Genomic DNA, 26,557 nt, shown 5'->3' with positions numbered 1-26,557 from the left:
GCCTTCGAAGGGCAGCGGGCCGCCCAAGCGCACCGGCCCCCGGAGGGCCCCGGGCCTCCGTAGCGGTCCGGGTCCCCCGAAAGGCGGCGGCGGGCTTCCGAAGGGCGGCGGGCCTTCGAAGGGCAGGGGGTCGCCCAAGCGCATCGGCCCCCGGAGGGCCCCGGGCCTCCGTAGCGGTGTGGGCACCGAAGTGCGGCAGGTCTCCGTAGCGGTCCGGGCCCCGAAGCGCGGCGAACCCCCGGAGCGCGGTCTGCCTCCGTAGCGGTCCGGGTCGCGCACCGCGGTGGGCGGGCCGTTACTTCAGGGCGCTCGCGATCAGGCGGGCCGCCCGCTTCACCCTCGGCCGGGCCACCCTGCGCACGGCCGGCCGGATCAGCTTCGCCGTCAGTCCCGTCGGCTCCCAGCGCACCTGCAGACGGCCCGGGCCGTGGCCCTCCGGTTCGACCGTCAGCACATGGGCCGGCACGCGGGTCGTCAGTGTGGGGAAGCGGAGCGGGGCGAGGAGGAGGCCGGTGTTGGCCAGGCCCTGGTGGTGGAGGCGAAGCAGGGGGTGGCGCACACCCGCGAAGCCCTGCAGGGGGAGCGAGGCGGCCGCGAGATCGAGGTGGACGTGGCCCTCGAAGACGCCGGGCCGGACCGGGGACAGCCGGAAGGGGACGCTGAGGCGGCGGCCGCCCGGGGCGATGAGCAGGGTCGCGCGCTGCGGTCCGACCGGCAGGCGCAGCGCCGGGTCGTAGGTGCGGATCGCCAGGTCGATCGAGGCGCCCGGGCCCCTGGTGATCTCCGTGATCTCGTGGCGGAACTGGGCGCCGGTGAACGGCCGCGTCTCCAGCTCCAGGTCACCGACGTCCAGTTCGCGGCGTGCCCACTCCGTCGCGGGCACTTCCTCGCCCCAGTAGGTGCGGCCCTCGGCGTCCGTCGTGACGTGCCGGGGGGCGACACCGTGGCCCAGGCCCCGGGACGCCAGCCGGGCGTCGGCCGGCCGTCGGTCCCGGATGAGCTGGAGGACGACCCGCTCGGCGCGCGGAAGGCGGGCGTAGGCGCCCGGCGCGAGCGTGTCGAGGTAGGGCGTGACGAGGTCGGTGAAGGACGCGAGCCAGGCGTCGTCCCGGTAGGGCAGGTCACCGGCGTACATGCGGAAGTCGTGCTTGAGGAACTTGTGGTCCTTGGCCTCCCGCAGCGACTCGTGCCCGCTCTCGGCCAGGAACGCGTCGATGAGGCGCTGGACGTGGATGCGGTCGCGGACGTTGGCGAGCTTGTGCCGCTGGTTGGATATGGAGGCCGCCTCCGACGCCGCGAAGGGGGCCACGTACCAGCGGTAGACCGGCTCCGGGACGACGGTGAAGCTCTTGGCCAGGCAGTACGCCTGCGCCGAGAACAACTGGTCCTCGTAGTGGATGCCCTCGGGGAAGCGCAGGCCGTGCCGGTCGAGGAAGGACCGGGCGTACATCTTGCTGGTCGCCAGGTGCTCGAAGAAGAGGCGCGGGTCGGACTCGATGCCGTCCAGGGTGCGCCGCTCGGCGACCAGGTGGGGCATCCAGGTCGAGCGGCGGCCGTTGTCGACGCGGATCCGCTCCACCGCGCCCATGGCGAAGTCGATCTCGCGTTCCCGGTGTGCCGCGAGCAGCAGGGCGACGGCGCCGGGGGGCAGTTCGTCGTCGCTGTCGAGGAACATCACGTAGGGGGCGCGCGCGATGTCCAGGGCGCGGTTGCGGGGGGCGCTGCAGCCTCCGCTGTTGCGCTCCAGGCGCAGGTAGCGGACTCGGGGGTCGCGGGCCTGGAGCCGCCGTGCCACGAAGGGGGTGCCGTCGGTCGAGTGGTCGTCGCTGATGACGATCTCGAGGTTCGCGTGGGTCTGCCGGCGCACCGAGTCGACGGCGCGGGTGAGGCGTTCGGCGTCGTTGTGGACGATGACCGTCACGGTGACGTCGGGGGTGCTCATGCGGTCGCCTCCTGCGGGCTGGGGGCCGGGGTGCGTTCCTCGACGGGCAGGACCGGGGGCAGTTCCCGTTCGTCCTGGCCGAGGAAGACCCGGCGCACGACGCGTTCGGCGGCGCGTCCGTCGTCGTACTCGCAGAACCGGCGCCGGAAGACGGCCCGGGTCTTCGCCGCGTTCTCGTCGTGCCAGGCGTCGCCGGCCAGGATGTCCGTCAGCTCCCGCTGGGTGCGCGCCACCGGGCCGGGGGCCTCGGCCATCAGGTCGAAGTAGACGCCGCGGGTGGTGCGGTAGGTCTCCCAGTCGTCGGCGTACACCACGATCGGCCGGTCGAGGTTGGCGTAGTCGAACATGATCGACGAGTAGTCCGTGACCAGGGCGTCCGCCGCCAGGCACAGGTCCTCCACCGGGTCGTAGGAGGAGACGTCGATGATGCGGCCCGTGCGGCGCAGGTTGGTCAGGGGGGAGGCGGCGCCGCCGTAGAAGTAGTGGCCGCGCACGAGCAGGACCGTGTCCTCGCCGAGGCGGTCCGCGAGGGCCGCGAGGTCCAGCCGGGGCGTCCAGCCGGCCTCGTAGTCGCGGTGGGTGGGGGCGTACAGGACGGCCCGGCGGCCCGGGGCGATGCCGAGGAGGTCGCGGACCGCGCGGATCTCGGCGGCGCCCGCGGTGTAGTAGACGTCGTTGCGCGGATAGCCGTGGTCCAGCGAGACGTAGCGCGCGGGGTACGCCCGCTCCCACATGCGGGTGGTGTGGCTGTTGGCGGAGACGCTGTAGTCCCACTTGTCGATGCGTTCCAGCAGCGCCTTGAAGTCCAGGCCCTGCGCGGCGGCCGGGAACGCCATCTGGTCCAGGCCCATGCGTTTCAGCGGGGTGCCGTGGTGGGTCTGGACGTGGACGGCGTCGGGGCGCTTGACCACGGCGTTGGGGAAGTTGACGTTGTTGACCAGGTACTTGGCGCTCGCCAGCACCTCCCAGTAGCGGCGGGTGCCGGGCACGACGTGATCGGTGCCGGGTGGGAGGAGGGCCGCGTTCTCGGCGGTCACCACCCACACCGGGTGGATCTGCGGGGCGAGTTCGGCGAGCTTGGCGGCGATGGCGGCGGGGCTGCACGCCACGCCGCGGTTCCAGTAGGCCGCGAACACCGCCAGGTCGGGGTCCACCGGGCGGCCGAGCGCCCTGCGGTACTGGTGGTCGCGGAGCAGGGCGCCGGCCTGGCGCCTGCGGGTGCGCACGGCCGACCTGGCCGTGCGCCGGGTGCGGTTGACGGTCCGGAAGGCCCGGTACCTGGTGTACGCGCCGTCCTCCAGCAGGGAGCGGCGCACGCCCTCCAGACCGCCCGGCCGGCGGTGGTTCTCGGGGCGGTGGCGCACGGCGGCCAGGGACGCCCGGTGGAAGAACTCCCGCGCGACCTCCTCCTCCATGCCGCCGCGGGCGAAGGTGCGCAGGCAGTCGCGGACCATGACGTCGTACAGGACGGTGTGCGCGGCGCGGCGGCCCCGGGTGAGGTCGAGGAGGGCCTCGTAGCGCGCGACGAGGCCGTAGCGCTGCTCGGGCGTGGGCGGGGGCAGGCTCGCGGGACGCAGCCTGCGGTCCTCGTAGGCGACGTACGGCAGGCACGCGACGCGGCCGGCCAGCAGCAGGGCGGCCAGGGCGGCGTACGGCTCGTCGTCGGTGGCGAACTGCTGCTCGTGCTCCCGGTGGAACGCCGCGCGCAGGACCCGGGTGCCGAGCAGCGGGGTCAGCCGCAGCAGGGGCGCGCAGTCGTCCAGGGCCACGTCGGCCCGGCCCGCCCGGGCGAGCAGGGGGCCGTCCGGGGAGGGCAGGCCGGAGGTGTGCCAGGTGCTGCGCAGATGGTCCAGGAGCAGGACGTCGACCTCGTCGGGGAGTTCGGCGACCCGCTCGGCGACGGTGCGCGGGGTGCCGGCGGGCAGGCCGTCCTTGGCGTGGACGAAGTGCAGCCAGCGCCCGGAGGCGCGGGCCGCGCCGGCCGCCCGGGCCGCCGCGTCGCCCGTGCCGTCCGGAAGCGGCACGACCTGGACGTCCGGGGCGTGCCGCTCGGCCGTCTCCCGGGCCCAGTCGCCCACCGCGGCCACGATCAGTTCGGCGTCGGGCAGGGGGTGGGCGGCCAGGGAGTCGAGCAGCTCCGTCAGGTGGCCCTGCACGTTCGGCCCGTGCACGACGATGCTGAGCTCGGCCATCACCGGACCCCCTTCTCACCAGACACGCCGTACTCGGTCATGGTGCCATCAATACGACAAAACGACCGGACGGGCTGCGCCTCACGAGGGAACGGCGGCCTTCGGTCCGGGTTTGGACCTGGCGGGCTTCTCCCCGGTGAACGCCTCGTACTCCTTGAGCACGTCCTGCGTCGGCCCGTCCATGCGCAGCTCGCCGCGCTCCAGCCACAGCACGCGGTCGCAGGTGTCGCGGATGGACTTGTTGTTGTGGCTGACCAGGAACACCGTGCCCGCGTGCTTGCGCAGCTCGCGGATGCGTTGCTCGGAGCGCTTCTGGAAGGACCGGTCGCCGGTGGCCAGGGCCTCGTCGATCAGCAGCACGTCGTGGTCCTTGGCGGCGGCGATGGAGAACCGCAGCCGCGCGGCCATGCCGGAGGAGTACGTCCGCATCGGCAGGGTGATGAAGTCGCCCTTGTCGTTGATCCCGGAGAAGTCGACGATCTCCTGGTAGCGCTCCCTGATCTGCTCGCGGGACATGCCCATGGCCAGCCCGCCGAGGTGCACGTTGCGCTCGCCGGTGAGGTCGTTCATCAGGGCCGCGTTGACGCCGAGCAGGGAGGGCTGGCCGTCGGTGTAGATGCGGCCGTTCTCCACGGGCAGCAGTCCGGCGACCGCCTTCAGCAGCGTGGACTTGCCCGAGCCGTTGGTGCCGATCAGGCCGATGGCCTCGCCCCGGTAGGCGACGAAGGACACGTTCCGCACGGCGTGCACGCGGCGTACGCCCGAGGCCCTCTCGGTCTGCCCGCGGCGCACGATGCGGTTGAGGGCGGCGGTCGCGGAGCCGCGTCCCGCGCCGGTGCCGTTGACGCGGTAGACGATGTCGACGCCGTCGGCGACGACGGTGGGGATCTTCTCGCTCGGGTGCTCAGCCACGGCCGTACGTCTCCTCAGCTTTCCAGAAGTAGATGAAGCCGCCGACGCCGGCGACCAGCGCCCAGCCCGCGGCGATCGCCCACACGTGGGCGGGGAGCTGAGTCGCGTGGAAGCTGTCGATCAGCGCGAAGCGCATCAGGTCGATGTAGACGGCGGCCGGGTTGGCGGCCAGGGCGACCGTCACCACGTGGGGCAGGCTGTCCTTCCGCGCCAGCTGGTCGATGCTCCACATGACACCCGAGACGTACATCCAGGTGCGCAGCACGAACGGCATCAGCTGGGCGATGTCGGGAGTCTTGGCCCCCATCCGGGCCATGACCATGGAGACGCCCGCGTTGAACGTGAACTGCAGGAACAGCGCGGGCACCGCCAGCAGCCAGGACACCCCGACCGGCACGCCGAAGCAGAGCAGGATGACGACCAGGGCGGCCATGGAGAACAGCAGCTGCTGCAGCTGCTGGAGGCAGAACGACAGCGGCAGCGCGGCGCGCGGGAAGTGCAGGGCGCGCACCAGGCCGAGGTTGCCGGAGATGGCACGGGTGCCCGCCATGATCGAGCTCTGCGTGAACGTCCACACGAACACGCCCGTGACCAGGAACGGGACGTAGTCCGGCACCCCGTGCTTGGTGCCGAGCAGGACGCCGAAGATGAAGTAGTAGACCGCCGCGTTGAGCAGCGGGGTCATCACCTGCCAGACCTGGCCGAGCTTCGCCTGGCTGTACTGGGCGGTGAGCTTGGCGGTGGCGAACGCGGTGATGAAGTGCCGGCGGGCCCACAGCTGCCGGACGTAGGCGGGCAGGGAGGGGCGGGCGCCGCTGACCGCGAGGCCGTGCCGGGCGGCGAGCGCGGCGAGGTCGTCGTCGGCCGGGAACGGCGCCGGGGGCGGTGTGTGGAGGACCTGACTCACATCCGCTGCTTTCGTTCGGGGGGCGGGACCTGCGGGGTCGCGGAGAGCGGTGCGGCGGGCTCCGGGGTGAAGGCGCTCGCGCGGAGGGCTTCTTACCTGGCTCTTCACGACGTCTACGTCGGGACGGGACCGTTTCGTCGTGACGGGAGCGTACGTCCGGTGGACGTCGGGACGCAACCGTTTCGTCGTGACGGCCTATGCTGTCCGCATGACGACGAAGCGCGACGAGCCACAGCAGCCCCCGCGCCGCCGGGCCCCCGCCGGGGCCGCCGTCCTGCGCGAGGACGTGACGGAGGCGATCCGCTCCGCGGTCTTCGAGGAACTCGCGGCCGTCGGCTACGCGCGCATGTCGATCGAGGGGATCGCCCGCCGGGCGGGCGTCGGGAAGACGGCGGTGTACCGCCGCTGGCGCTCCAAGCTGCACCTGGTGCTCGACATCGTCTCGGCGCTCGCCGTGCAGGGCCTGCCCGCCCCGGACACCGGTTCCCTGGAGGGGGACCTGCGGCTGCTGTACGAGGTGACGTCCCGGGCGCTGCGCCACCCGGTCGCCTCGCAGGTCATCCCCGACCTCCAGGCCGAGGCCGCCCGCAACCCGGACATCGCCGAGGCCCTGCAGAAGGCCCTGCGCGAGGGCCAGGACGGGGTCGCCACCGGCATCGTCACGGCCGCGCAGCGGCGGGGCGAACTGAGCGCGCGCCTCGACCACGACCTGGCCCTCGACCTGATCTCGGGCCCCCTGTACTGGCGGTCGGTGGTGATCCGCGCCCCGAAGCCGCCGAAGGGCTACCTGGAGACGCTGACCCGGGCGACGGCGGCGGCCCTGCGCGCCCTGTGATCCCGGCCCCGCCTCTTCCGGGGCGCCGTCGGCCGCGGACGGCCGCGGTCAGGCCGACCGGCCGGGGCCGGCCGCCGTGCCCCCGGGACGCCCGCGCACGGCCGCGGTCAGCGCCGTGCGGCCTCCGGGTGCAGCCGTACCCAGCCCTGCCATGCCGAGGTGATCATGTCCTGGACGTCGTGCCGGGCCTTCCAGCCCAGCTCGGCGGCCGCCCGTTCGGCGGAGGCGACGACGCGGGCGGGGTCGCCCGGGCGGCGCGGCGCGACCTCGGGCGGCAGGTCGTGGCCGGTCACGGCGTTGATGCGGTCGATCATCTCGCGGACGGACACCCCCTCGCCCCGGCCGATGTTGAGCGTGAGGGCGCGGCCGGGGGAGGAGATCAGGGTGCGGGCCGCGGCGACATGGGCCTCGGCCAGGTCGACGACGTGGATGTAGTCCCGCACGCAGGTGCCGTCGGGCGTGGGGTAGTCGTCGCCGAAGACATGCGGCGGCGCGCTGTGCGTGAGCCTCTCGAACACCATGGGCACGAGGTTGAAGACGCCCACGTCGGCGAGATCGGGAGCCGCCGCGCCCGCCACGTTGAAGTACCGCAGGCACGCGGTCGACAGCCCGGCCGCCCGGCCCGTGGCGCGCACCAGCCACTCACCGGCCAGCTTCGTCTCGCCGTACGGGGACAGCGGCACGCACGGCGTCTCCTCCGTGACCAGGTCCACGTCCGGCATGCCGTACACGGCGGCCGACGAGGAGAACACGAACGCCCCGACCCCGGCCCCGGTCACGGCGTCCAGCAGGACGCGCAGGCCCTCGACGTTCTCCCGGTAGTAGCGCAGCGGCTGTTCGACGGACTCACCCACCTGCTTCTTCGCCGCGAGGTGGACCACGCCCGTGATCCCGTGGTCCGCCAGGGCGCGGGCGACGCGCTCGCCGTCCAGCGTGGAGCCGACCACCAGCGGCACCCCGTCCGGCACGCGCTCGGCGATGCCCGTGGACAGGTCGTCGTAGACCACCGCCCCTTCCCCCGCCGCGGTCATCGCCCGTACGACGTGTGCGCCGATGTAGCCGGCGCCGCCGGTGATCAACCAGGTCATGTGCGGCCGTTCCCCTCGTCAGTTGGCCCCGTGGTGGTGCTGCGCCCGTCCGTCGTCGTGGTGCTCTCAGTCAAGCAGCCGGCGCAGCCTGCCGCGTACGACCGAGAGCGCTCCGCGTGCGCCGGGCGCCACCCGCAGCGCCAGCGCGCCGGAGTGGGTGGCGTAGGGCTGTACGAGTACCACGCCGTGCCGGGCGCTGGGGACGGCGCGGCGGCGCAGGAGCCCCGCGCCCGTGAGGGCGTGCGCCGTGACGTCCCGGGTGGCGCCGCCCTGGAAGCGGATCCGCAGCCGCAGGTCCCAGGTCCCCGCACCGGACGCGGCGAGGGCCGCCAGGTCGACCGCGGCCTCCGCCGTCCACGCGCCGTCCCGGTCCGGGCCCGAAGCCTCGGAGCACGGCACGAGGTCCACCCTGCCGCTCCGGACGAGCAGGTCCGCGTCGTCCCGGTGCAGCCACTCCACCTCCACGCTCCGCGGGCCCGCCTCGGCCACCCGCCCGTACAGCTCGTGCAGGCGCAGCCGCAGCCGGGTACCGCGGGCTCGGGGCCGCAGCGCCGCGTCGACGGCCAGGGGCAGCGCGCCCACCGGCCGGGTCAGCAGCGGTCCGAGGGAGACCTGCGGCAGGTCGGCCGACCACACGGGCGTGCCGTCGGCGGCCCGGGCGTACGGCGGGCGCAGCCGGGCCGGCCGGGCCGCCAGCTCCCGCAGCCGGGGCAGGTCGCGCGGCTCGGGGCCGGCCAGCACGACCCGCCCGGCCAGCCGGCCGGGGGCTGCCGGGTTGCGGGCCCAGTCGTCGGCGTCGTACCCGGCCAGGTGCGCCCGGGTGAGGTCCCACCAGGCCCGCTGGTACGAGGCGTCCCGCAACCCCAGTTCCCGCAGGTACATCCGCAGGTCGTGGTCGAGGAACTTGGCGCGTGCCGCCCTCGCCAGTTCCTTCTGCCCGGCGCCCAGCAGGATCTCGTACGCCTGCCGGCACGCCTCCGTGCGGGCCCGCCAGTTGACGATCCCCGCCCGGTCCAGGGAGATCGACAGCCGCTCGGCGGACCGGCGCACGTGCCAGACGTAGACCCGGTCCGGGATCAGGGCGACGCGCGGGGCCGCGGCCAGCACGCGCGCGGTGAACACCACGTCCTCGTACGGGAAGCGGCCCTCGGGGAAGCGGATGCCGTGCTCGCGCAGGAAGGCGGTGCGGTACAGCTTGTTGACGCAGAGCGTGTCGTGGACCAGGCGCGGGCGCCGGGCGGGGTGCGGCACGGTGGAGTGCAGCGCGTACAGGCGCGGCTGCCAGGGCACCTCGCGGCCCGAGGGCAGTTCCCGGCGGACGCACAGTCCGCTCACCACCTCGGCGTGCGCACCGGTGGCCGCCTCCAGCAGCGCGTCGGCCGCGCCGGGCGGCAGGACGTCGTCGCTGTCCAGGAACATCACGTAGGGCGAGGTCACCGCGTCGAGCCCGGTGTTGCGCGGGGTGCCGCAGCCGCCGCTGTTGACCCGGCGGCGGATCACCCGCAGCCGGGGTTCCGACGAGGCGAGCCGTTCCAGCAGGCCGGCGCTGCCGTCCGTCGAGCAGTCGTCGACGGCCACCACCTCGCGCACGGCCCGGCCCTGGGCGAGCGCCGAACGCACCGCCTCGGTCACATGGGCGGCGTCGTCGTAGCCGATGACCACGACGGCGACCTCGGCGAGCGGCTCGGCGGCATTCCCGCCGGCATCCCTGTGGGCATTCATCACGACGGATCGTAAGCCGGGCGAATGACATGAAAGTGGTAACACACCACCTATGCCCGGCAAAGAGGGGGCAACGCCACAGAATCGGCGCGTGAAGAGCGGACAGTCGACGGGGAGCGGCCGGTTCGGCGGGGGTGCGGCGGCCGTGGCGCCGCCCATGGCGGTGATGCTCGCGGCGGGCCTGTGGGGCCTGGACCGCGGCGGCATGTGGGGCGACGAGAGCGTCACCTTCCAGGTCGCGCAGCGCACGGTCCCGCAGATCTGGCGGCTGCTGCACGACGTGGACGCGGTGCACGGCCTGTACTACCTGTTCATGCACGCCGTCCTGACCGTCCACCCGGACGAGGTCGTCCTGCGCCTGCCGTCGGTGTGCGCGGCGACCGTCACCGCGGGACTGGTCGCGGCCCTCGGTGTCCGGCTGTCCGGGCCCCGCCTCGGCCTCCCGGCCGGGCTGCTGTACGCCATCACGCCGATGACCGGCCACTACGCCCAGGAGGGCCGGTCCTACGCGCTGGTCGCGGCCGGTGCGGCGGGGGCGACCCTGCTGCTCGTGCGGGCCGTGGACGGCGTGGGCGCCCGGGGCTGGTGGCCGTACGGGGCGGTCCTCGCGGTGACGTGCGTGCTGCACGAGCTGGCGGTTGCGCTGCTGTGCGCGCACGCGGTGACGCTGGCCCGGCTGCGGGTGCCCCGCGCCGTGTGGCGCGGCTGGGGCCGGGCGGCCGGGGCGGTGGCGGTGCTGCTGCTGCCGTTGGTGTGGGTCTCGCAGCGGCAGTCCGGTCAGGTGGCGTGGCTGGTCGCGCCGGGCTGGGACCGGGTCGAGCGGCTCGCCCGGAACGTCGCCCCGGGCCCGGAGGGGGTCGTGTTCTGGGCGTCGGTGCTGCTGATGGTCCTGGGGCTGCGCGAGCGGCGGACCGCGGCGGTCGCGCTGCCGCTGCTGCTCGTGCCGCCCGGCATCCTGATGACCGTCTCGCAGGTGCGGCCGCTCTACCACGACCGGTACGTGCTCTACGCGCTGGCGGGGGCGTCGCTGCTGGTGGCGGCCGGGGCCGGGCGGGTGGCCGGGGCGCTGGGGCGGGTGCGCTTCGACGGGCGGCGGGTGCGGGTCCGCGGCCGGCAGGTGCGGGCGGCGGTCGGGGTCTGCGGCGCGCTGGCGCTCACGGCGGGCTTCCTCGCCCAGCTTCCCGTCCACCGCCAGGACCGCACGGCCGCACACCGCCCGGACAACCTCGCCGTGGTCTCCGCACTCGCCCTCCGGCAGGTGCGCCCGGGCGACCCGGTGCTGTTCGTGCCGTCGGTGGGCAGGCTCGCGGCGCTGGCCTACCCGAAGGGGTTCCGGCGGGTGCGCGACATCGCGCTGGCGGAGTCGGCGCCCCGGTCGGGGACGCTGTGGGGCCGGGAGGCCACGCCCGGCCGGCTGCGGCAGCGGCTGGCGTCGGTGGACCGCGTCTGGGTGGTGGCCGGGCGGGCGGCCCCGGACCCGCGGCGGCCGCCGTCCGACCCGGTGGAACGCACCAAGCTGGCCGTGCTGGCCGATGAGTTCACCGTCCGCGAGGAGCACACCGAGGGCGATGTGGTGCTGCGCCTGCACGTGCGGCGCCGGCCCGCCGAGGTGCCCGGCGTGCCGCCCGGAGCCGCTACGACCGCCCGTCTGCCGGCGAACCGGCCGGCGGCCGGGTGAGGGCGGCCGCGTCGAGCGCGGTGGTGAGCTCGTCCAGGGACGCGCGCAGGGAGCGGATCCCGTCGGCGTCGAAACCGGTCGACGCGGCGATGCGGCGCGGCACCTCGAGGGCCCGCGCACGCAGCGCGACACCCTCCGCGGTCAGCCGCACCACCACCGACCGCTCGTCGCGCGCGCTGCGCTCCCGGACCACCGAACCGGCCGCCTCCAGCCGCTTGAGCAGGGGCGACAGCGTGCCGGAGTCCAGGCGCAGGTGCTCCCCGAGCGTCTTCACGGGCAGCTCGCCGTGCTCCCAGAGCACCAGCATCACCAGGTACTGCGGGTAGGTGAGCCCGAGGTCCTTGAGGAGCACGCGGTAGACGCCGTTGAAGGCGCGCGAGGCCGCGTGCAGGGAGAAGCAGATCTGCTGGTCCAGGCGGAGCCAGTCGTCGTCCGGCGTGTTCATGCTTCCCAGGATAGCTCCCGTCCGCCATTCAATTGCGCACAACTAAATTGTGTGCTCTAATTCCTGGTGTCGGGCGGCCCGGAAGCGGGTCGCCGAACGACGACCGAGAGGGAAGGTTTCTCCATGGACGCGCTCTACACCGCTGCCGCCACCGCCACCCACGGCCGCGACGGCCGGGCCGTCAGCTCCGACGGCGTGCTCGACCTCGCCCTGGGCGTGCCCCAGTCGATGGGCGGCAACGGCCAGGGCACCAACCCCGAGCAGCTCTTCGCCGCCGGATACGCCGCCTGCTTCGGCAGCGCCCTCGGCCTGGTCGGCCGCCAGGCCAAGGCCGACGTCAGCGACGCCGCCGTGACCGCCGAGGTCTCCATCGGCAAGCAGGGCGAGGGCTTCGGCCTCGCCGTCACCCTCCGCGTCGAGCTCCCCGACAGCGTGGACGAGGTGACCGGCCGCAAGCTGGTCGAGCAGGCCCATCAGGTCTGCCCCTACTCCAACGCCACCCGCGGCAACATCGACGTCGAGCTCGTCATCGAGTAGTCACCGGCGCCTCATCCCCCGACCCGCGCCAGAACCTCCCCCGTCCGTCCGCTCCACGCCACCACCACCGCCTCCTCGGGCACCGGGTGCCAGCGCGTCAGCAGCAGCCAGCGCACGTGGTAGCGGCGGACCACGGCGGACCGCTCGGCGCGGGTCGAGCCGTGTGCCAGGTAGGCCCGCACGTCGGCCGCCCGGCGCTGCCGCTCCCGCTCGTCCAGGGCCGGGTCGGGCCAGATCGGCGCGGCGAGGTTCGGCCCGTACCCGGCGATGGCGTGACTGGCGAAGTACCCGTCGGTGATCACCACCTCGCCGGGGGCGATGTACCGCGCCGCCCAGTCGTACGACGGCCAGCGCGTCGGCTGGGTGAACCCCACCGGGTCGACCGAGCGCGGCACGACCGCCCCGGCGTGCACGGTCAGGAACCCCACGCACGCCCCGGCCACCGCCGCCCCGCCCAGCGCCCTGCGGGCCCGCCGCCACGGCCGGGGCGCCGCCAGCTCCACGGCCAGGGCGAACTGCGGCGGTACCAGCACGGCCCACAGCACCCGGGCGTAGGTGTAGTGCCCGCTGACCCAGCCGTAGGCCAGCAGCAGGCACTCCAGCCCGAACAACAGCACCAGCGGATCACGCGGCGACCTGCACGCCCGGACCCACAGCGCGGGCAGCCCCAGCAGCGCCAGCCAGGAGTTGGCGAACAGCCTCTCGTACAGCTGCCGGTGCATCCCGTCCATGCCGGTGTCGCCCACCAGCGTCAGCACGTCGTAGTACGGCCAGGCCAGGGCCACCACCGCGCAGGCCAGGGCGGTGAGCGCCCAGCGGGCCACGACCGGCCGGCGCCAGCGCCGCTGCCGGGACGCCACGACCGCCACCGCACCCGTCAGGGCGGAGGCCGCCGTGACCGGGTGGGTGAGCAGGATCAGCGCGTACAGGACGCCGACCCCGGCGTACCCCCACCAGCCGCCCAGTCCGCTCGGGCCGACGAACCGCACCGCCCGGGCGTCGTCGCCGGCGCGCGCGGCGGTCCAGGCCCACGCCCAGAACGTCAGGCCGATGGCGAGCGCGGACGGATAGCCCAGGTTCGTCGTCATCGACATCAGCCCCAGGTAGCCGCTCCACAGGATCCGGGCGGTGCCCCACAGCAGCGTCATGAACAGCAGCGCCAGCACCGGCGCCCAGGCCCGCGCGGTCAGGGTCCTGACGAACCGGCCGAGCCCCGTCAGCAGGACCACCAAGTGCACCGGACCGGCCAGCTTCACGACCTCCCAGCCGGTCAGCCCCGTCAGCCGCGCCACCACCCCCTGCACGACCGCGTACGGCCCGTAGTAGGGGCTGCCCTCGCCCGGCAGGTCCGCCATCGTGTGGGCCGGGTGCAGCAGATCGGCCTTGAGGCGCTCGACGACCGCCGCGTGCTGCCCGGCGTCGCAGCACAGCGGCACCCGCCAGTACGCCAGCGTCATCACCAGCCAGAACAGCGCGCCGAAGAACTGGTAGGGGGTCGGCCGCCGCATCCGGCCGCCGCGCAGCGCGCTCGCGCCGCGCACGGTCCGCCGGACCAGGACCGGGGCGCTCACAGGACGGCCGGAAGGGGCAGGGGGGTCACGGGCATGCGCCGATCGTTCCCGCCCCTACGCCCGCCCTGACCCCGGATCACTTCATCGGGTGAGGCCGCTTGGCCCACCTGCCCGCCGTCACTCGCACAGCTCCCGTTCGGCGGTCGCCGGCCAGCGGGCGAAGCGGAACCGCGTCCGCTCGAACGCCCCGGTGAGGTTGTCCCAGAACCGCCGCGCGGTCAGCGGTGCCCGCACCGACTCCCGCAGCTCGGCCAGCTCGCCGCAGCCCAGCGCGGCCCGGGCCGCCTCGACCGTCTCCCGTGAGGCCCCGGCCCGCAGCAGGTCCCGCCGCGGCGGCTCGGCGAGGGCCCACTCCGCGAAGACCCAGTGGTTGCGCAGGAACTTCTCGTGCCCGGGCCAGCTCCACCGCTCCAGCGCCAGGTGCGCGCCGACCGGACTGGCCAGCCCCCAGGCGTCGTTGACGTACGCGTCGAGCGGCGCCGCCGCACCCGTGACGCCGAGGTGACGGCCCACCATCACCACGTGGTACGGCGCGTCCGGGCGCATCGGCGTGGCGTGCAGCCGCCGTCCGGCGTCGAAGTACAGCAGGGTCGGCCGGGGCGAGCGCACGGCCTCGGCCAGCATGCGCCGCCCCTCCGGCAGGGCGGGCCAGTTGCGCACCCAGGTGCTCGTGCGCACCGGGTTGTGGTCGCCCAGGCCCTCCACGTCGGAGCTGCGCACGTTGAACGACCCGGGGGTGCTGCGCACGTCGAACGGCTCCCGCAGCGGGCTGACCGCCGCACACAGCCACACCACCAGCAGCGCGCTCGCCGCACCGGTGACCCGGTTCGCCGGGACGACCAGCACGGGCAGGAGCAGCAGCAGGAGCGCGGGCAGGATCATCCGGGCGTGCATGTAGTCGCCGCCGACCCGCACGACGTACCCGGCGAGCAGCGCACCCGCCGCGAGCGGCGCCAGGAGCACCACCAGCGAGGACCGGCCCGGCACGCGGTCCCGGCGCAGCCGGCGCGCGCGGCGCACCAGCAGCACCGCCAGCGCGCCGAGCACCGGCACCACCGGCCACAGCCAGTACGGCCCGAGCGTCTCCTGCACGTACCCGGCACCCCGGCCCCAGTCGCTGGCGCTCGCCTCCTTGGCGATGGCGGGCAGCGGCACCAGGATCCCGTAGTACCCGGCCCGGAACACCTCGTAGGCCAGCGGCAGCGCCCCCGCCGAGGCCAGCAGCGCCGCCGTGCCCCGGCGCGGCGGCCGCAGGACCCACCACTGCGCCGCCAGGAAGCACACCGTGACCACCGCCAGATCCGGCCGGACCAGCGGTCCCAGCCCGAAGACGAACGCGGCCGGGCAGCTCTCCCGGGGCTCCTGCCCCCGCCGCGTGCGCGTCAGCAGCCACCACGCCAGACCGGTCCAGAAGGCCCCGAGTCCGCTCTCCAGCCCCGAGGTCATGTACGACCAGAACGGCGGCACCGCCAGCAGCACGCACACACCCGCGGGCAGCAGCAGCCCGGCCCCGCTGTACAGCCGGCAGGTGGCGAGCAGGGCGAGCGCGAACCCGGCCGTGCTCAGCAGCAGTCCCAGTCCCACCGCGAGGAACGCCGGGTCCGCTCCGGTGACCCAGGTGGCGAGGGCGAGCAGCCACTGCCACAGGGTGCCGGTCGAACTCTCCGCGCGCTCGCCGACGTTGAACACCGGCCCGTTGCCCGCCAGGATCTGCCGGACCGGGCGCAGGTAGATCAGCCCGTCGTCGCAGATCCAGCGGCGCCGGTAGCCCAGCACGAACAGGGCGGCCGTCGGCACGGCGACCAGGGCCGCGTTCCACCGGCGCACCGGCCCCGGCCGCCCGGGCGCGGCCGCGGGGCGGGCCGAGGACGCGCGCTGGCCGGGCAGGGAGGGGAGCGCCTCGGGAGTGGTCGGTGTCGTCATCCCTCGATCAGCGCCTCGGACCGCACGGACACGGCGGGGGTCCTGCGGGCCGCGGGCAGCAGTGCCCCGCCCCGCTCGCCCAGCATCAGCAGGCGGACGACCCGCTCGGCGGCCCGCCCGTCCTCGAACTCGCAGTACCGGGAGCGGAAGTCCGCCCGCAGCCGGGCCGCCTCCGCGTCCTGCCAGGCGCCGGAGGCGAACAGCCGCGCCAGCTCCGGGTAGGAGCGGGTCACGTGCCCCGGGGCGTCGGCGGTGACGTCGAAGTAGGCGCCCCGGCTGGCCGTGAACGCGCCCCAGTCGTCGGCGTGCACCACGACCGGCCGGTCCAGCAGCACGTAGTCGAACATCAGGGCCGAGTAGTCGGTCACCAGCACGTCGGAGGCGAGCATCACGTCCTCCACGTGCGGCTCGTCCGTCGCGTCGACCACCACGCCCCGCCGGTGCAGGTCGGACAGGCCCAGCCCGCGCGCGATCCCCCCGGCCAGGGAGGGGTGCAGCCGGACGACCAGGGTGTGGCCGGGCCCGAGGTCCCCGGCGAACCGGGCCGGATCGAACCGGTCGACGTGGCCGCCCTTGCGGTAGTCACGGCGGGTCGGCGCGTACAGCACCACCGTGTTCTCCGCCGGGATGCCGAGCCGCTCGCGCACCGCCGCGCCCCGCTCCGGTCCGGCGCCCACCAGCACGTCGTTGCGCGGGCTGCCCGTGCGCAGCGACGTGAAGTGGCACGGGTAGGCCCGTTCCCAGGCCCGCTCCGCGTGCCGCCCGGCGACCAGGCTGTAGTCCCAGCGGTCGGCCCGCCGCAGCATCTGCGGCACGTCGAAACCGTGCCGGGCGCCCGGCTTGGCCAGCAGGTCCGCGCCCATGTACTTCAGCGGGGTGCCCTGGTGGGTGTGGATGTGGACGCTGCCGGGCCGCTTGGCCAGGGTGCCGGGCCAGTTGACGTTGTTGACCCAGTACGTGGCCCGGGCCACGACCTCGTGGTAGCGGCGCGAGCCCGGGGTCACGTGGTCGACACCGGGCGGCAGCGCGTCCACCGCGTCCTCCCGCACCACCCACACGCCCCGGATGTGCGGGGCGAGTTCGCGGGCCTTGGAGTAGATCGCGGCCGGGTCGCCGCTCATCCCGCGGTGGTGGGTGGCCGCGTAGACGGCCAGGTGCGGATCGAGCGGCCGCCGGGACTGCGCCGCGTACCAGGTGCGCAGCGCGCTCCGGGAGGCCTTCTGCGCCACCTTGCGCCGCCTCGCCCCGGCGGCCGCCCGCAGGTCGCGCAGGCCCCGCACCGCGGCGTACGACGGGTAGGGGGCCGACGCCAGCAGCCGCATCTCCAGCCCGCGCCAGCCGTCCGGCCGGGGGAAGCCGCCCTCGGGCAGGTGACGGCGGTGGAAGGCGCGGATCTCGCGGTAGAACGCGGCCCGGTCGGCGGGCCGTACCCGGTCCTCCCGGGCCAGGACGAACAGCATGTGGTCCAGGGCCCGCTCCAGCAGCAGCGGACGCGCCCAGCCCAGGTCGGGCCGCTCCTGGAGGAACGCGAACAGGCCCGCGTACTGCGCGAAGATCTCGAAGTGCCGGCGCCCCGGCGTCCTGGTGATGGCGCCCTGCCGGCGCTGGCGGTACTCCACGCCGATCCGGTCCAGGCAGGCGATCCGCTCCGCCAGCACCATCGACCGGTAGGTCACCGGCGCGTCCTCGTACAGTCCGGGCGCGTACCGCAGGCCGTGGCCCTGGAAGAAGTCCCGCCGGTAGGCCTTGTTCCAGGCGACCAGGAACAGGTTCAGGTACGCGGGTTCGTCCCGGACGCGGAAGGTGCCCAGGCCCGCGGCGGCCAGCAGGTCCGCCGCCTCGCTGCGCCCGCCCCGGCCCCACCAGTGGGTGCGCACGTGGTCGAAGACCAGGATGTCCGGGTCGTCCGCCGCCGCCAGCCGCGCGGCGACGGCGGCCAGCAGCCCCGGCGTGTAGCGGTCGTCGCTGTCGAGGAACAGCACGTAGTCGCCCGCCGCCTCGTCCAGGCCGGCGTTGCGGGCGCGGCCGAGGCCGACGTTCTCCGGCAGGTGCAGCACCCGCACCCGCCGGTCGCGGGCGGCGTACTCGTCGAGGATCGCGCCGCTGCCGTCGGGGGAGCGGTCGTCCACGGCGATCACCTCGAAGTCGCCGTGGCACTGGCCGAGCACCGAGTCGAGGCACTCGCGCAGGAACCCCTGCACGTTGTAGACGGGGACGATGATGCTGAAGCGGGGCACGACTTCGGTCAGCTCCTTACGAGGGTGGCGGCCGCGGGGGCCGGGACCCGCTGCGCGAGCGGGGTCACGGGCGGGATCGACTCGGGCGGCTCGCCCAGCAGCACCCGGCGCACGACACGCTCCGCCGCGCGCCCGTCGTCGAACTGGCAGAACCGCTCCCGGAACGCGGCCCGCAGCGCCGCGGAGCGCCCGTCAGCCCAGGTGCCGTCGCGGAACACCGCCGCCAGCTCCGCGGGCGTGCGGGCGACGCGGCCGGGCGGGGACTCCATCAGGTCGAAGTAGACGCCCCGGGTCTCGCGGTAGACGTCCCAGTCGTCGGCGTACACCACGATCGGCCGGTCGAGGTTGGCGTAGTCGAACATGATCGACGAGTAGTCGGTGATCAGCGCGTCGGCCGCCAGGCACACGTCCTCCGAGGAGCGGTGCCCGGTCACGTCGATGATCCGGCCGCCTCCGCGGCGCCCGGGCCCCCGGTCGTAGAAGTAGTGGGCGCGCAGCAGGACCACGTAATCGTCGCCGATCGCCTCGCAGAACTCGGCCAGGTCCAGGCCCGACGCGAAACCGGTGGCGTAGTCGCGGTGCGTGGGCGCGTACAGCAGGGCCTTCTTGCCGTCCGGGACACCGAGTTCCCTCCGCACCCGGGCCACGTCCTCGGCGGACGCCGTGCAGTACACGTCGTTGCGCGGATAGCCGTACTCGAGGGTCTCGTGCGCGCCGGGGAAGGCCGACTCCCACATCTGCGTGGAGTGCCGGTTGGAGGTGAGGTTGTAGTCCCAGCGGTCCACCCGGGCCAGCAGTTTGCCGATGCTGCCGGTCGCGGCGGCCACCACCGGGTACGTCGACTGGTCGGCGCCCATCTTCTTCAGCGGCGTGCCGTGCTGGGTCTGCAGGTGCACGCTGCCGGGGCGCTTGACCACGGCGTCGGCGAAGTTGGCGTTGTTCACCAGGTACTTGGCGCGGGCCAGCACATGCCAGTACTCACGGCTGCCGATCACCGCGTACTCGACGTCCTCCGGCATGCTGCCCACCGCGTCCGGCTCCACCAGGAACACCGCGCGCAGGTGCGGGGCGAGTTCGCGGGCCTTGGCGTGGATCGCGGCCGGGTTGCAGGCGTAACCGCGGCCCCAGTACGCGCAGTACACGACCAGGTTCTCGTCGATCGGCAGCCGCAGGTCCGCCGCGTAGCGCAGCCGGGTGCGCAGGCCGCGCGGGCGCGGGAGCAGCGCGGCGGCCCGTGCGGCCCGCCGGTTGGCGGCGCGCAGGGCGCGGAACGCGGCGTACGAGCCGGACGCCAGCAGCCGGTGCTGCACGCCGAGGCTGCCGCCGGGCGCCCGGTACCCGGCCGGGCGGTGCCGCCGGTACAGCAGGCTCGCCCGCCGGAAGAAGGCCCGCCGCCCGGCCGGCAGCCGCCCGGGATGCGCGGCGGTCTTCAGCACGGCGGCGAAGAGCTGCTCGAACAGCGGCCCCAGCCGCTCGGCCGGCACGCCCAGCTCCGCGGCCCGCGTGAGCACCAGCTCGCACTGGTCGAGCAGCTCGGTGTGGTGCTCCCCGGGCAGGTTCAGGCGGTTGCCCTGCCGGCGCAGGTGGTGCCGGACCACGACCGTGCGCAGGACCGCCACCCGCCGCGCCCGCAGCGCGGCCGGGCCGCCGAACCCGACGTCGGTGAAGTGGCCGCCGGGGAAGGCGAGGCCCTCCTCGGTGAGGAAGGCCCGGCGGTACGCCGCGCTCCACGCCGGGAGCGTCACCCCGGTCAGCCGCGGGGCCCGATCGGGGGAGAAGGCCCCGGCCGGTGCCCCGGCCAGGACGGCCGCGGCCGGATTGGCCGGCTCGCCCTCCCACCACGGGACGCGCTCGTGCTCGAAGTGCAGGACGTCGACCTCGCCCACCGCGTCCAGCCGGTCGGCCAGGGCCGCCAGCGCCCCCGGGGCCAGCACGTCGTCGCCGTCGAGGAACAGCACGTGGCCGCCGGCCGCCGCCCGCAGCCCGGTGTTGCGCGCCCCGGCCAGCCCGTCCGACGGAGGGGAGTGCACCACCGTCACCCGGCGGTCCCGCCCGGCGTACCCGGTGACGACGTCCGCCGCCGGAGCGTCGGGTGCGTCGCACACCGTGATCACCTCGAAGTCGCCGAAGGACTGGGTGAGGACCGAGTCGAGCGCCAGGGACAGCCGGCCGGCGACCCCATGGGACGGGACGACGATGCTGAAGCGGGGCATTCTGCTCTTTCTGTCGAGGTCTGCAGGGGGGAACAGGGGGCCGGGGGTGGGACGGGGGCCTGCTGCGGCCCGCTCAGCGGGCTGCGCGGTGCCCCGGGCGCCCCGGCGGACGCCAGGAGGGCGGCCGGCGGGGCGTCGGCCGTGACGGGTCCGAGGGCCCGCGGATTCCCCGGGCCGCCACGGTCACCGCACCTCGGTGACGACACCGGGGCCCGCCGGCCGGGGCACCGTGGCGAGCGGCTCCCGGGCCAGCGAGGCCGCCGACGGCACCGGGCACCGCTCCTCCAGCGGCACCACCGGCGGCAGCTCGCTCTCCCCGAGGACGACCCGGCGCACCACCCGCTCGGCGGCCCGGCCGTCGTCCCAGGTGCAGAACCGCCTGCGGAACGCCGAGCGCAGCTGGGCGGAGCGGGAGCCGCGCCAGTGGCCGGTGGCGAAGATGTCGATCAGCTCGTCCTCGCCGCGGGCGATCGCGCCCGGCGGGAAGGCGCGCAGGTCGAAGTAGGTGCCGCGGGCCGCCTCGTGGGCCTCCCAGTCGTCGGCGTGGATCACGATCGGCCGGTCCAGGTTGGCGTAGTCGAACATCAGCGACGAGTAGTCCGTGACCAGGGCGTCCGAGGCCAGGCAGAGCGCTTCGACGCTCGGGTGCCCGGAGACGTCGACGACCCGGCCGGCGCTCTGGGTGAGCGGGGCGCCGTAGGCGTGGTGGGCGCGGGCCAGGACGACGAAGCGCGGGCCGAGGCGGCGCACGATCCGCTGCAGGTCGAGGGGGTGGCGCTGGGAGCGGCGGTAGTCGCGGTGGGTCGGCGCGTAGAGGATCGCCACCGTGCCCTCGGGGATGCCGAGGGAGGAGCGCAGCCGGGCCACGTCCGCCGCGGTGGCGGTCCGGAACACGTCGTTGCGGGGGCAGCCGTACTCCAGCACCGTGTAGCGGCCGGGGTGGACGCGCTCGTGGGTCAGGGTCGTGTGGCGGTTGGCCGACAGCACGTAGTCCCACGCGTCGACGCCTTTGAGCAGCCGCCCGAAGTCCCGGCCGCGGGCCGCAGCGGGGCGCTCCTGGAGGTCCAGGCCGATGTGCCCGAGCGGGGTGCCCTGCCCGGTCTGGATCAGGACCTGGCCCCGGCGTTTGGCGAGGCGGTGGTCGAACTCGGTGTTGCTGACCAGGTACCGGGAGCGGGCGAGTGCCGTCCAGTAGGCGGCCGTGCCGGGCACCAGCCGGCGGGGGCCCGGCGGGATCGCGTGGTGGTGCTCGGGGCGGGCGGCCCACGCGGTGCGGACGTGCGGGGCGAGGTCCCGGAACGCGCTCTCCAGCGCCCCCGGACTGCAGCTGTGGCCGCGCCCGTCGTACGCGGTGAACACGGCCCGGTCGGCGCACAGGGGCAGGCAGCGCTGCACGCGGTAGTGGGCCCGCAGCCCGGCCGCCCGCAGCCCGCGCAGCAGCCTTCCCCCGGTCCGGGCGGCGGCGCGGTGCACGGCCGAGGCCAGCTGCAGGGCCCGGTAGGTGCGGTGCAGGCCGAAGCGGATCAGGGTGTGGTGGATGCGGCACCGCAGGGGGACGGGGGCGCCGGGGGTGCGGTAGCGGCGGTAGTGGGCGCGGGCCCGCCGCAGGAACAGTGCGCGGGAGCCGCGGGGCAGCCGGTCCCGCCGCGCGTACACGATCCCGAGGTGGTGGACCATGCGGCGGAACAGCACCGGCCGCCACCGGGCCAGGTCGGGACGCCCGTCGAGGAACGCGAAGACCCGGTCGTACTGGTCGAAGACGTCGAAGTGCCGGTCGCTGGTGGTGCGCAGGATGCTGCCCTGCCGCCGCTGCCGGTAGTGCACGCAGACCCGGTCGAGGGTCGCGATGGAGTCCGCCGTCATCAGCACCGGGTACGTCCACGGCGTGTCCTCGTACCAGCCGGTCGGGAACGCGAACCCCTTGGCCTCGACGAACTCCCGCCGGTAGGCCTTGTTCCAGGCGACCATCAGCAGCCGCAGCAGACCGGGGCGGTCCTCCAGGCGGAACGGGGCCGGGCCCTGCTCGGCCAGTTGCAGGGCCGCCTGGTTGCGGACCGCCTCCCCGGTCCAGTAGGTGCGCGCGTAGTCGAAGACCAGGACGTCGGGCTCGCCCGTCTCCTTCAGGCGGTCGGCGATCGAGCGCAGCGCGTCCGGGGTGAGGGTGTCGTCGCTGTCCAGGAAGAGCAGGTAGTCGCCGCGGGCCTGGGCGACTCCGGCGTTCCTGGCGGGACCCAGGCCGACGTTCTCGGGCAGGTGGACGGGACGGACGCGCGGGTCGCGCGCGGCGAACTCGTCGATGATCGCCCCGCACGCGTCCGGCGAGGCGTCGTCGACGACGATCAGTTCCAGATCGGGACAGGACTGGGAGAGCACCGATTCGAGGCACTCGTGCAGGTACGCCTGGACCTGGTACGCGGGGACAATGACACTGAACCTGGGCAAGAGGCATCCATCGGTCGGCGCGGGCGTTCGGCCCGGGAACGGCCGGTGGGGCCGGTTGGTTACGGCGGCTACGTCATCCGGGGGAACGCGGCGGGGGCGGGCCGCTGTGGGCCCGCCCCCGCAACTGCCGGACACAATCCGCTATTTGACCGCTCCGGCCATGACGCCGGACACGAACTGCCGCTGGAACGCGAAGAACACGGCCAGCGGGACCACCATCGAGATGAACGCGCCGGGCGCCAGCACGTCGATGTTGTTGCCGAACTGCCGTACCTGCGTCTGGAGTGCGACCGTGATCGGCTGGCTCCCGGAGTCCGAGAAGATCAGCGCGACCAGCATGTCGTTCCACACCCACAGGAACTGGAAGATGCCCAGCGAGGCGATCGCCGGGCCGCCCAGCGGCATGACCACCCGGAAGAACAGGCGCAGTTCGCCCGCCCCGTCCAGGCGCGCGGCCTCCAGCAGCTCCCGCGGGATCTCCGCGAAGAAGTTGCGCAGCAGGAACACCGCGAAGGGCAGCCCGAAACCGACGTGGAACAGCACCACGCCGATCACCGAACCGAAGATGCCGATGTTGCCGAAGAGTTCGGCGATCGGGATGAGCGCGACCTGCACGGGCACCACCAACAGCCCGACCACGCCCAGGAACCACCAGTCCCGGCCCGGGAACTCCATCCAGGCGAAGGCGTAACCGGCCAGTGAGCCGATGATCACCACCAGCAGGGTCGCCGGGACGGTGATCCACACCGTGTTCAGCAGGCTGCCGGTGATGTCGTCGTTCTCCAGCAGCGTGGAATAGCTGTCGAAGGTGATCTGGGAGGGCTCGGTGAACACCTTCCACCAGCCGCTCGCCGCGATGTCCTCCGGCGAGCGGAGACTGGCCAGCAGCAGGCCGATCGTCGGCACCAGCCAGAACAGGCCGACCAGGATGAGGAACACCCGCACCAGCCCGCCGCCGACCCCCTCGACCAGCCGGGACGCCAGCGAGTGCTTCGCCTTCACCGAGCCGGAGGGCCTGGCCGCCTTGTCCGGCAGATCGCCCGCGTCCGCGGTCATCGCCGCACCTCCCGCCTCAGCCGCCGTACGTTGAACCACATCACCGGGATCACGAGCAGCAGCAGGAACACCGAGATGGCGCTGGCGATGCCCGGCTGGTCCTCGGAGAAGCCCTTGCGGTACAGCTCCAGCGCGAGCACGTTCGCGTCGTCCTGCGCGGAGCCCGGGGCGATGATGAAGACCAGGTCGAAGATCTTCAGCACGTTGATCATCAGGGTGACGGTGACCACCGCGAGGACCGGTGCCAGCAGCGGCACCGTGACCCGTCTGAACACCTGCCACTCACTCGCGCCGTCGACCCGGGCCGCCTCCAGCAGTTCCCGCGGCACTCCCGCGAGCCCGGCCGCGATCAGCACCATGGCGAAGCCCGCCCACATCCAGATGTAGGAGCCGATGATGGCGGGGGTGACCAGGGACGGGCCGAGCCAGTCCAGGCCGTTGTACGGCTCCTTGAAGTTGCTGTCCGGAAGCCGCAGCAGTGCCCCGTCCGCGGAGGCGGGCAGGGTGAAGGTGCCGTCGCCGGCGGCGGTCGCGGACGCCACCACGTGGCCGTCCTTCACGGCCTCGATCCTCATCCCGGCGTAGCCCAGCTCGGCCGCGTCGACCCCGTTCAGCCTGCCGACGCCCTGGCCGCGCGTGAAGTCCTGCCAGGTCGTGCCGGTCACCTTGCCCGGCTCGGGCTTCGGCGCCGCGGCCGGTTCAGCGTCGTCCGGCATCAGGTCGGGAGCCACGCCCACCAGGGGCAGCGAGACGGCCTCACCGGCGCGCACCGGCGACTTGGTGACGAACGCGCCGCCCCCGGCCGGCTCCAGCGGCGACTGGCGGCCCGGGTGGGCCTTGGGGAACGCCGACGACTGGGCGAAGGTGTCGTGCACCCCCACCCACACCGCGTTCGCCACGCCCTTGTCCGGGTCCTGGTCGTACACCAGGCGGAAGATGATGCCCGCCGCCAGCATCGAGATCGCCATCGGCATGAAGACGACCAGCTTGAACGCCGTCCCCCAGCGCACCCGTTCGGTCAGCACCGCGAAGATCAGGCCGAGGGCCGTCGCCACGGTGGGCGCGAACACCACCCAGATGACGTTGTTCTTCAGCGCGGTGCGGATGCCCTCGTCGGTGAACAGGGCCCGGTAGTTGTCGATGCCGGCGAAGCCGTCGCCGGACTGGTCGTAGAAGCTGCGGACCACCGAGTACCCGATCGGGTACACCACGAGCGCGCCGAGCAGGACGAGCGCGGGCAGCAGGAACAGCGCCGCGACCATCCTGCGGGTGCCGGTCACACTCTTGCGCGACTTGGGAGCGGCAGGGGGCGTGACGCCCCCTGCCGCCGTGGCCGACGTCATGACGTCAGTTCCCGTACGCCGCGGCCGCTTCGGCCTCCAGCTTCTGCTGCGTGCCCGCCACGTCCTTCGGGTTCTTCAGGAAGTCCTGCAGGATCTTCCACTCACCCTTGCCGGGCGTGCCGCCGAAGGCCTGCGGGGCCTGGTCGGACATGTCGAAGCGGAAGTCGTCACCGGCGTCGATGAGCGCCTTGGCGATCTTCTGCTGCACCGAGTTCGGATAGGCGGAGTTCGGCACGTTCTTGTTCGGCGAGAGGTAGCCGCCGAGCTTCGCCTGGATGGTCGCCGCGTCCGGCGAGGCCAGCCAGGTGGCCAGCGCCTGCGCCCCCTTCGAGTCCTCCAGGATCACGGCCGCGTCACCGCCCGAGACCACCGGCCCGTTGTCACCGACCGCCGGGAACGGGAACACCTTCGCGTCCGTGCCGACCTTCATGTTCTCGGGGATGTTGACCTGCGCGAAGTCACCCGCCGCGACCATGGCCGCCTTGGGCTGGTCCCCGCCGGTGAACACCTGCGTGACGGAGGCCGGGAAGTCGGTCTGCAGCGCCCCGTTCGCCCCGCCCGCGATGTAGTCCGACTTGCCCCAGACCTGCGCGAGGGTGGTCAGCGCGTCCTTCACGGACGGGTCGGTCCACTTGATCTCGTGCTTGGCCAGCTGGTCGTACTTCTCCGGACCGGCCTGGGAGAGGTAGACGTTCTCGAACCAGTCGGTGAGCGTCCAGCCCTCGGAGCCGCCGACCGAGAACGGCGTGACGCCGGAGTCGAACACCGTCCGGGCGGTGTCCAGCAGCTCCGGCCAGGTCTTGGGCTCGTTCGCCCCGGCGTTCTCGAAGACCTGGTTGTTGTACCAGATCAGCGACTTGTTGGCGGCCTTGTAGTAGACCCCGTACGCCTTCCCGTCGACCTTGCCGATGTCCTGCCAGCCCTGCGAGTAGTTCTCACCGAGCTCCTTGAGGGCCTCGGCGCCGAGCGGCTTGGCCCAGCCGCGGTCGACGGCCTGCTTGATGGCGCCGGGCTGCGGCAGCATCGCGATGTCCGGCGGCTGCCCGCCGGCCACCTTGGAGCCGATGAAGTTGATGATCGGGTCCTGGGCCGGCACGAACGTCACCTTGGCGCCCGTCCGCTTCTCGAACTCCGCCAGCACCTTCTTGAAGTTGGCCTGTTCGGCGCCGGACCACACGGCGGCGACCTCCAGGCTCGTCCCGTTCAGCTTCGGCAGGGTGACCTGGCTGGCGGTCTCCTCGGAGGTGCCGGTGTCTGCGTCGCTGTCGTTGCCGTCGCCCCCGCAGGCGGTGAGCGAGAGCGCGAGCGCTCCCGCGGCGACGGCGGCCGCGGCCCTGGTGGCCGTACGGCTGTGGGGGGTCGTCCCGTCCCGCTCGGGCGACCGGCGTGTCCGGATGGTCCTGCTCGTCATGCGCATGACTGCCCCGTTCTTCGTTCCTCGTCGAACGTCGAGCGCGCTCCCGTGCGATCTGGTCTACGCCCGGGTGTGCGGGGGCGGCAAGATGGCGTCCGCT

At 74.0% G+C, this 26,557-nt stretch carries 18 protein-coding genes; 3 read left to right on the top strand and 15 right to left on the bottom strand.

Annotated elements, in window-relative coordinates; translation table 11 throughout:
* Nucleotides 1–295 precede the first annotated feature (295 nt).
* The 4 genes from Q5694_RS16190 to Q5694_RS16175 form a co-directional block, all read right to left on the bottom strand.
* Nucleotides 296–1,942: a glycosyltransferase family 2 protein gene (locus Q5694_RS16190; protein ID WP_333933683.1), complete on the bottom strand. Its 1,647-nt coding sequence runs from the start codon at nucleotides 1,940–1,942 to the stop codon at nucleotides 296–298.
* Nucleotides 1,939–4,134 (bottom strand): CDP-glycerol glycerophosphotransferase family protein, encoded by a 2,196-nt coding sequence (locus tag Q5694_RS16185; protein WP_333933682.1) that lies wholly within the window; start codon nucleotides 4,132–4,134, stop codon nucleotides 1,939–1,941. The genes Q5694_RS16190 and Q5694_RS16185 overlap by 4 nt, the downstream gene beginning before the upstream one ends.
* An 81-nt stretch (nucleotides 4,135–4,215) precedes the next feature.
* A complete protein-coding gene (locus tag Q5694_RS16180) occupies nucleotides 4,216–5,046 on the bottom strand; it encodes an ABC transporter ATP-binding protein (protein WP_333933680.1) in 831 nt (276 codons plus the stop codon).
* Nucleotides 5,039–5,953, bottom strand: coding sequence for an ABC transporter permease (locus Q5694_RS16175; RefSeq protein ID WP_333933679.1), 915 nt, complete (start codon nucleotides 5,951–5,953; stop codon nucleotides 5,039–5,041). Before Q5694_RS16175 ends, Q5694_RS16180 begins: the two co-directional genes overlap by 8 nt.
* A gap of 208 nt (nucleotides 5,954–6,161) precedes the next feature.
* Between Q5694_RS16175 and Q5694_RS16170 the strand changes: the two genes are divergently transcribed.
* The gene (locus Q5694_RS16170; RefSeq protein ID WP_333933678.1) at nucleotides 6,162–6,788 is read left to right on the top strand and encodes a TetR/AcrR family transcriptional regulator; all 627 of its coding nucleotides are present in this window, start codon (nucleotides 6,162–6,164) and stop codon (nucleotides 6,786–6,788) included.
* Nucleotides 6,789–6,895: 107 nt separating this feature from the next.
* Here the strand turns inward: Q5694_RS16170 and galE are convergent, their stop codons facing one another.
* Entirely contained in the window at nucleotides 6,896–7,876 is a 981-nt protein-coding gene (gene galE / locus Q5694_RS16165) for a UDP-glucose 4-epimerase GalE (protein WP_333933677.1), read from the bottom strand.
* Between the two features lie 66 nt (nucleotides 7,877–7,942).
* Complete coding sequence (locus Q5694_RS16160; protein ID WP_333933676.1) at nucleotides 7,943–9,598, bottom strand: glycosyltransferase; 1,656 nt, start codon at nucleotides 9,596–9,598, stop codon at nucleotides 7,943–7,945.
* Nucleotides 9,599–9,689: 91 nt separating this feature from the next.
* Here Q5694_RS16160 and Q5694_RS16155 point away from each other — a divergent pair, with 91 nt between their 5' ends.
* A complete protein-coding gene (locus Q5694_RS16155) occupies nucleotides 9,690–11,276 on the top strand; it encodes a glycosyltransferase family 39 protein (protein WP_443040886.1) in 1,587 nt (528 codons plus the stop codon).
* Here the strand turns inward: Q5694_RS16155 and Q5694_RS16150 are convergent.
* Complete coding sequence (locus Q5694_RS16150; RefSeq protein WP_333933675.1) at nucleotides 11,233–11,721, bottom strand: MarR family winged helix-turn-helix transcriptional regulator; 489 nt, start codon at nucleotides 11,719–11,721, stop codon at nucleotides 11,233–11,235. The genes Q5694_RS16155 and Q5694_RS16150 overlap by 44 nt on opposite strands.
* A 123-nt stretch (nucleotides 11,722–11,844) precedes the next feature.
* On the opposite strand from Q5694_RS16150, the gene Q5694_RS16145 reads away from it, so the two are divergent.
* Nucleotides 11,845–12,258 carry an organic hydroperoxide resistance protein gene (locus tag Q5694_RS16145; RefSeq protein ID WP_333933674.1) on the top strand — a complete coding sequence of 138 codons (414 nt, stop codon included), beginning with the start codon at nucleotides 11,845–11,847 and terminating at the stop codon, nucleotides 12,256–12,258.
* 11 nt (nucleotides 12,259–12,269) lie between these two features.
* On the opposite strand, the gene Q5694_RS16140 is transcribed toward Q5694_RS16145, so the two are convergent.
* The 8 genes from Q5694_RS16140 to Q5694_RS16105 all read right to left on the bottom strand — a co-directional run bounded on the left by Q5694_RS16140 (nucleotide 12,270) and on the right by Q5694_RS16105 (nucleotide 26,460).
* Nucleotides 12,270–13,829: a hypothetical protein gene (locus Q5694_RS16140; RefSeq protein ID WP_333933673.1), complete on the bottom strand. Its 1,560-nt coding sequence runs from the start codon at nucleotides 13,827–13,829 to the stop codon at nucleotides 12,270–12,272.
* A 117-nt stretch (nucleotides 13,830–13,946) separates the two neighbouring features.
* Nucleotides 13,947–15,752, bottom strand: a complete 1,806-nt coding sequence (locus tag Q5694_RS16135) for a hypothetical protein (protein ID WP_333933672.1) — start codon at nucleotides 15,750–15,752, stop codon at nucleotides 13,947–13,949.
* On the bottom strand, nucleotides 15,749–17,989 hold the full coding sequence (locus Q5694_RS16130) for a bifunctional glycosyltransferase/CDP-glycerol:glycerophosphate glycerophosphotransferase (RefSeq protein WP_333933670.1): 2,241 nt from the start codon (nucleotides 17,987–17,989) through the stop codon (nucleotides 15,749–15,751). The genes Q5694_RS16135 and Q5694_RS16130 overlap by 4 nt, the downstream gene beginning before the upstream one ends.
* An 8-nt stretch (nucleotides 17,990–17,997) precedes the next feature.
* Entirely contained in the window at nucleotides 17,998–20,202 is a 2,205-nt protein-coding gene (locus Q5694_RS16125) for a bifunctional glycosyltransferase/CDP-glycerol:glycerophosphate glycerophosphotransferase (RefSeq protein WP_333933669.1), read from the bottom strand.
* 183 nt (nucleotides 20,203–20,385) lie between these two features.
* Nucleotides 20,386–22,644 (bottom strand): bifunctional glycosyltransferase/CDP-glycerol:glycerophosphate glycerophosphotransferase, encoded by a 2,259-nt coding sequence (locus Q5694_RS16120; protein ID WP_333933668.1) that lies wholly within the window; start codon nucleotides 22,642–22,644, stop codon nucleotides 20,386–20,388.
* A gap of 141 nt (nucleotides 22,645–22,785) precedes the next feature.
* On the bottom strand, nucleotides 22,786–23,700 hold the full coding sequence (locus tag Q5694_RS16115; RefSeq protein ID WP_333933667.1) for a carbohydrate ABC transporter permease: 915 nt from the start codon (nucleotides 23,698–23,700) through the stop codon (nucleotides 22,786–22,788).
* Nucleotides 23,697–25,043 (bottom strand): carbohydrate ABC transporter permease, encoded by a 1,347-nt coding sequence (locus Q5694_RS16110; RefSeq protein WP_443040885.1) that lies wholly within the window; start codon nucleotides 25,041–25,043, stop codon nucleotides 23,697–23,699. The genes Q5694_RS16115 and Q5694_RS16110 overlap by 4 nt, the downstream gene beginning before the upstream one ends.
* A gap of 4 nt (nucleotides 25,044–25,047) precedes the next feature.
* Nucleotides 25,048–26,460, bottom strand: coding sequence for an ABC transporter substrate-binding protein (locus Q5694_RS16105; RefSeq protein WP_333933666.1), 1,413 nt, complete (start codon nucleotides 26,458–26,460; stop codon nucleotides 25,048–25,050).
* Between the last annotated feature and the right edge of the window lie 97 nt (nucleotides 26,461–26,557).

Origin of the sequence: Streptomyces sp. AHA2, from assembly GCF_036857595.1 — a bacterium.
Lineage (GTDB): Bacteria > Actinomycetota > Actinomycetes > Streptomycetales > Streptomycetaceae > Streptomyces.
Note: the sequence above shows the minus strand (reverse complement) of the source record. Positions and strands in the feature narration are given on the sequence as shown.

What these genes read in the sequence shown, in the direction of transcription:
- Q5694_RS16145 (WP_333933674.1), top strand. Translation starts at nt 11,845, where the DNA reads ATGGACGCGCTCTACACCGCTGCCGCCACCGCCACCCACGGCCGCGAC.
- Q5694_RS16135 (WP_333933672.1), bottom strand. Translation starts at nt 15,752, where the DNA reads ATGACGACACCGACCACTCCCGAGGCGCTCCCCTCCCTGCCCGGCCAG.
- Q5694_RS16185 (WP_333933682.1), bottom strand. Translation starts at nt 4,134, where the DNA reads ATGGCCGAGCTCAGCATCGTCGTGCACGGGCCGAACGTGCAGGGCCAC.
- Q5694_RS16125 (WP_333933669.1), bottom strand. Translation starts at nt 20,202, where the DNA reads ATGCCCCGCTTCAGCATCGTCGTCCCGTCCCATGGGGTCGCCGGCCGG.
- Q5694_RS16150 (WP_333933675.1), bottom strand. Translation starts at nt 11,721, where the DNA reads ATGAACACGCCGGACGACGACTGGCTCCGCCTGGACCAGCAGATCTGC.
- Q5694_RS16105 (WP_333933666.1), bottom strand. Translation starts at nt 26,460, where the DNA reads ATGCGCATGACGAGCAGGACCATCCGGACACGCCGGTCGCCCGAGCGG.
- Q5694_RS16160 (WP_333933676.1), bottom strand. Translation starts at nt 9,598, where the DNA reads ATGAATGCCCACAGGGATGCCGGCGGGAATGCCGCCGAGCCGCTCGCC.
- Q5694_RS16190 (WP_333933683.1), bottom strand. Translation starts at nt 1,942, where the DNA reads ATGAGCACCCCCGACGTCACCGTGACGGTCATCGTCCACAACGACGCC.
- Q5694_RS16170 (WP_333933678.1), top strand. Translation starts at nt 6,162, where the DNA reads ATGACGACGAAGCGCGACGAGCCACAGCAGCCCCCGCGCCGCCGGGCC.
- Q5694_RS16110 (WP_443040885.1), bottom strand. Translation starts at nt 25,043, where the DNA reads ATGACGTCGGCCACGGCGGCAGGGGGCGTCACGCCCCCTGCCGCTCCC.
- galE (WP_333933677.1), bottom strand. Translation starts at nt 7,876, where the DNA reads ATGACCTGGTTGATCACCGGCGGCGCCGGCTACATCGGCGCACACGTC.
- Q5694_RS16115 (WP_333933667.1), bottom strand. Translation starts at nt 23,700, where the DNA reads ATGACCGCGGACGCGGGCGATCTGCCGGACAAGGCGGCCAGGCCCTCC.